This window comes from Microcystis sp. LE18-22.4A (assembly GCF_027531105.1).
GTDB classification, from domain to species: Bacteria; Cyanobacteriota; Cyanobacteriia; order Cyanobacteriales; family Microcystaceae; genus Microcystis; species Microcystis aeruginosa.
This window is the reverse complement of sequence record NZ_JAPZRB010000466.1, coordinates 1-5013: the sequence shown is the minus strand read 5'-3', so window position 1 is coordinate 5013 and position 5013 is coordinate 1. Positions and strand designations below refer to the sequence as shown.

Annotated in this window: 3 protein-coding genes; all 3 read right to left on the bottom strand. The window is 47.7% G+C overall.

Features of this window, described 5'->3' with window-relative positions; translation table 11 throughout:
* Nucleotides 1-269: 269 nt before the first annotated feature.
* Nucleotides 270-1121, bottom strand: coding sequence for a glutamate racemase (murI, locus tag O9295_RS20380; protein ID WP_012267850.1), 852 nt, complete (start codon nucleotides 1119-1121; stop codon nucleotides 270-272).
* A gap of 100 nt (nucleotides 1122-1221) precedes the next feature.
* Nucleotides 1222-3120 carry an N-acetylmuramoyl-L-alanine amidase gene (locus O9295_RS20375; RefSeq protein ID WP_288034903.1) on the bottom strand — a complete coding sequence of 633 codons (1899 nt, stop codon included), beginning with the start codon at nucleotides 3118-3120 and terminating at the stop codon, nucleotides 1222-1224.
* Nucleotides 3121-3365: 245 nt separating this feature from the next.
* The gene (locus tag O9295_RS20370; protein ID WP_288034901.1) at nucleotides 3366-4754 is read right to left on the bottom strand and encodes a cation:proton antiporter; all 1389 of its coding nucleotides are present in this window, start codon (nucleotides 4752-4754) and stop codon (nucleotides 3366-3368) included.
* Nucleotides 4755-5013 lie beyond the last annotated feature (259 nt).

Sequence of the window (5013 nt, the reverse complement as noted above, 5' to 3'; positions counted from 1 at the left end):
AAAATAGGCTTTTCGAGGGTAATTCTTGTTTTAATTCTCCATGTACGCAGTCTTTAAAAGCCTCTATTTCGTTCCAAGACACGATTAAGAGTGGCTTTTAGGCTAAGTATAATTACTTATCGCGTAAGTGAGATGCTCCCGCTAATGACCCCAAAAGAAGAGCAAGCGCACTTCGGAATACGCAACTAGAATGCCATTAACAATGTCAGAAGTCATTCGAGATTTCGCTCTTGAGACTAGACAATTATTTTTAGCTGTGGTTCGCTGTTCTATACTGGCCTTTGTTTCATCCCATCGGTAAAACCGAGGGTCTTCACCCGACATTGCAAATAAACCTTTTCTACCCTGGGAGAAAAACCGAGCCATTGACGAGATAAACGAGCAAAAGTGTCAGGATCACCGCTAACTGCGAAGTTAGTAGGTAGGGGTGTTTCGGGATTTTTTAGACCTAATAATTCTAGTTCTTTTTCCGCCGCTCGGACAACGGAAGCGGCGGGATCTACCAACCGCACGGAACTAGGTAAAAGACGACGTAAAACCGGGGAAAGATGGCGATAATGGGTACAACCATAGACCAGAGTATCAATATTTTCTGCTAGTAAAGGCTGAAGATATTCCCTAGCCACTTGTGTGGTGTAGGGGTCAAAAATGCGGTTAGCCTCGATCAAAGGGACAAATTCAGGACAGGGAATTTGCCAAACTTGGGCAGTAGGATCGATTTCTTGAATCGCTTGTTTATAGGCATTACTTTTAGCCGTAGCGGGAGTAGAAATCACCCCAATGCGCTTTCCTTTTTGCACGGCAGTTTTTGCCCCGGGTAAAATTACCCCCAAAATTGGTAAATCTTTAAATTCGGCCTGTACTTCTTCTAAAGCCAAGGCGGAACTGGTATTACAAGCCATAATCACCATTTTCACCCGGCGCTCGCTCATCCAAGTGAGAATTTCCAGGACAAATTCGATAATTTCCCCTTTAGAACGGGTTCCGTAGGGCAGTCTAGCGGTATCAGCGAAATAGAGAATTGATTCTTGGGGCAGTTGTCGATACAACTCCCTTAAAACGGTCAGTCCACCCACACCACTATCAAACACACCAATCGGACTAAGTTGTGATTCTCTCATAGATAATATCGAGGAAAACGCTGATCTAAAATAGCTTTATTTGATGATATTAAAACACGGATTTTTTGATCAGTAAACTAATGCTCCAATCATTTAATCATTAACGGAGATTTCGTTGAATATATTCAATAATCCCCCCAGCGATCGCCGCCGCCATTTGTCGTTGAAAGTTGACATTGGCTAATTTAGCAGCATCCTCAGCGCCGGTAACGAAACCCACTTCCACGAGGGTAGAGGGCATTTTCGAGGTTCTCAGCACATAGAAACGGGCCCGACGCACCCCCCGATCGCGCATATCGACACTGCGGACAATATTGCGATGGATGGTGTCCGACAAACGGCGATCACCGAAGTAATAAACTTCCAATCCGTTGACATCCGGTCGTGCTTTCCCCATAGAGTTAGCGTGGATACTGACAAATAGATCGGCATCGATCTGGTTAGCCAGATCCGTGCGACCTTGCAGGGTGACAAAAAAATCACTATCTCTAGTTAGACGCACATCGATGCCCTGTTGTTGCAGGATGCGGGTAACTTCTAGGGAAATGGGCAGAATTACGTTTTTTTCCTGAAGGCCACCAATTCCGATCGCCCCCGGGTCCTTACCACCGTGGCCCGGATCGATCACCACTAGAAAGCGGCTATTGCGTTGTTGGGGGGGATTAGGAGTGGGGTTAGAAGGGCGCGGCGGTGGGTTAAATTGCCCCGTATTGGGGGGTAAAGGGACAGGTATAGTGGTGTAGTCAGGAACCTGAGAAAGGGGGCTAGAATTGCGGGAGGAAAGCAATTCTAGGGCTAGGGTTTGATTGCCCGTTTGAGTTAATTGTCCCAGTTGAAAACCCGCGGCCGTCTGTACCAAAATCAGCACCCGATTGCTGCTTTCCTGACGTACCCGCAATTGATAGATGGGACTAGAGCGACCAAAGCGCGGACCGCGAAAAGACTCGGCTAACTTAGCATTTTCGATGCTTAGTTCATAGACACCATCCCGGTTAACACTGCCGTTAGCTTTTAGGGGTAAATCCGCACGAATTAACAGGCGATCGTTATTACCCGCCAGATCGATCGAGGAGATCGTGGCCAAACGATTGCTCGAAGGGGGATTATTGGCAGTTTTCGGGGGGGGATTGTTGGGGCGAGGATTGGGATTAGTGGCGCTAGTGGGGGGGGGAGAGGAGATATTATCCACGGAACCCAGACCACCCCTAGGCAGTAAAACCAAACCACCAAAACGACTATAGAGAGCTTGCCAATCGGGACTATCCTTATTAACGCTCAGGGAAATCTTGGCCCGTTGATTGGCAGTCTGACTGAATTGAATATCGCCGACCCCATAGCGATTGACGGGGATAGTTTGACCGGTGAGACTACTGGGTAAAGTGGCCCCGGGTAATTCAAATTCGATTTTTTTGCCGTCCCGGCTGCGTTGACTGCGGATCGATCGCTCATCACCATTTTGCTCTAAACGGACAAAAAGACCATTGCGAGTTACCTGAAAATCATCGTTGTTGTCCGTCTGGCTAACTGGAGGTGGGGGAGTGGGACGGGTGGAACCGCGATCGGGGGGAGGTGTGGGGTCAGGGGTGACGGGTGGTTGCGTTTCCTCCCTAATTGGTTGGGGTTCTGGCAATTCCACTGTCCATTGGGTGGGCGAAATTCCGCGAATTTTTACCTGTTGAGGATCAAAGGTGTAGCCTGGGGCCAATTCAATCACTAAACGGGTAGTTTCCGCATCAAATTGACCAATACGGACACTTCTGACGATATTGCCAATGGGCCGGTTAATATTGGGTTGCCCTAACTTGATCCCGGGCAGATCGATCACGATCCTGGTGGGGTTAGTGATCATTTGCGCTCGCGGTTGCACTCGATTGTCGGTGGTGAACACCAGACGATTCTCATTGGTGTCGAATCGCCAAAAGACGAGCTTGCCGGCCCAAGCAGGGGCCGCCACCAGCAACCAAGTTAATGCGCTTAGGAATAACCAATGAAATCTCACGATCGATGCTCCCGTTGCTCAGTTATCAATTACCTTTTTTCGGTAAAAATGGACAATTTTGTCGATTTTTGGCCATCCATAGCTCCGTTAATGCTCTGAGAATGACTATCAATAAAAACAAGCTTATGGGACGTTGGCATGGTCTGCTATGTTTCTGATCAGTGATCAGGGATTGGTTGTTGGGGTGTTGGGGTTTTGGGGTTTTAGTTGAAATTACCCTATCTCCCTATCCTCTAGCTCCTAACTCACTGCTCACTGCTCACTGATTGAGGGCTGGCGGTAGGTTCTTTAAATACTAACCTTAACAGGGGCGGAGCGATAAAGGTAGTCAAGATCACCATCATAATAATGGCCGCATCGGCAGCGGGGGATAAAGCGCCACTAGCAGCCCCGACTCCGGCAAAGACTAAACCCACTTCACCCCGGGGAATCATGCCAACTCCGATCGCCAAGCGATTGAGTTTTTCCTTGCTGAAAACGGCTAACCCCGTCACCACTTTACCCAAAATAGCGACGACAATTAAGAAAGCGGCCAAGACTAATCCTTCTCGATTAGTGGGAATAGCGGGATTAAGGACACTTAAATCGGTTTTTGCCCCCACACAGACGAAAAATATCGGTACAAATAAATCGGCGATCGGGAACACTTGTTCTGCCAATTCCGATCGCTTTTCCGTTTCCCCTAGAACCAGGCCCGCAGCAAAGGAACCGAGAATCGCTTCTAATTGGATAACTTGGGCAATATAAGCAAGAATAAAGGCGAAAATCAGGGAAACTAAGAGCAATTGTCCCCTAGTTTTCATGCTATTAACTAATTGAACGTAAAAGGGGCTTAAAAAACGACCGATCAGGATCGCCCCGATTACAAAAGCGCTAGAACTAATAACTAAATAAATTACTTTGCTAATTTGCACTTCTCCGGTCTTCACCAAAGAAGCAACGACAGCGAGAACGATAATACCGAGAATATCATCGAGAACCGCTGCCCCGATGATAATTTGACCTTCTTTCGCCGATAACTGCCCTATTTCTGCTAAAACCTTGGCGGTAATGCCGATACTGGTAGCGGTTAAAGCTGCCCCGGCAAAAATGGCGGGAATGGTGGCCAGATGAAAGATATAGATTAAACCCAAAGTACCCACCAAAAAGGGAACCGCAACTCCCACCACTGCGACGACGGCTGCCTGCGGACCGACGCGAATTAATTCCTGCAAGTCTGACTCTAAACCAATCTCGAACAGCAGGATAATTACCCCCAATTCCGAGAGGACGGAAATCACCTCACTGGCAGCACTAAAAACGGCGGGAGATTCCTCCGGGGTGAGGGGAGAAGTGGATTGTAGGAAATGAATGAGGAGAGAATCCTCGAATCCCGCCCCTCCTTCCGGAAAAACCAGTAATTTTAGGGCAGAAACCCCGATAATCACGCCACCGACTAATTCTCCTAACACGGGGGGCAAGTTGAATCGGACGCATATTTCTCCCCCCAGTTTACAGGCGAAATAAATAACGGTCAAACTCAGCAGCACGCAGGCTAAAACTAAGGCACTATCGGCAGTTTCGGCTGTAGCTGCCGAGGCTAACAGGGGAATGTTAAAACTCCAAGCGGAAGAAAGAAAAGGCTGTAGTATCATCGCTCGCTCAAAATTACTCTCAATACTCTAACAAGCTTGCGGCTTATTCAGTCATCCCTGCTCAAAGTTTGCCGTTCTATTAAACTTACTCAAATCTACTCATGAGCAAATTTGAAGCTAATTTCCTGCTTCAAGGTAGCAGTGTCGGCACTATCTACTCCCCAGGCTGACACGGTGGAACTCACCGCCAAAGAAGCTAGATTGAGACTAGCGTTCAAGTCTCTATCACAAACAAAAGAGCATTGTTCACAATCAAAAA

Bases quoted from the DNA above. Each gene is read 5' to 3' on its own strand.
- murI (WP_012267850.1), bottom strand. From the start codon at position 1,121: ATGAGAGAATCACAACTTAGTCCGATTGGTGTGTTTGATAGTGGTGTG.
- O9295_RS20370 (WP_288034901.1), bottom strand. From the start codon at position 4,754: ATGATACTACAGCCTTTTCTTTCTTCCGCTTGGAGTTTTAACATTCCC.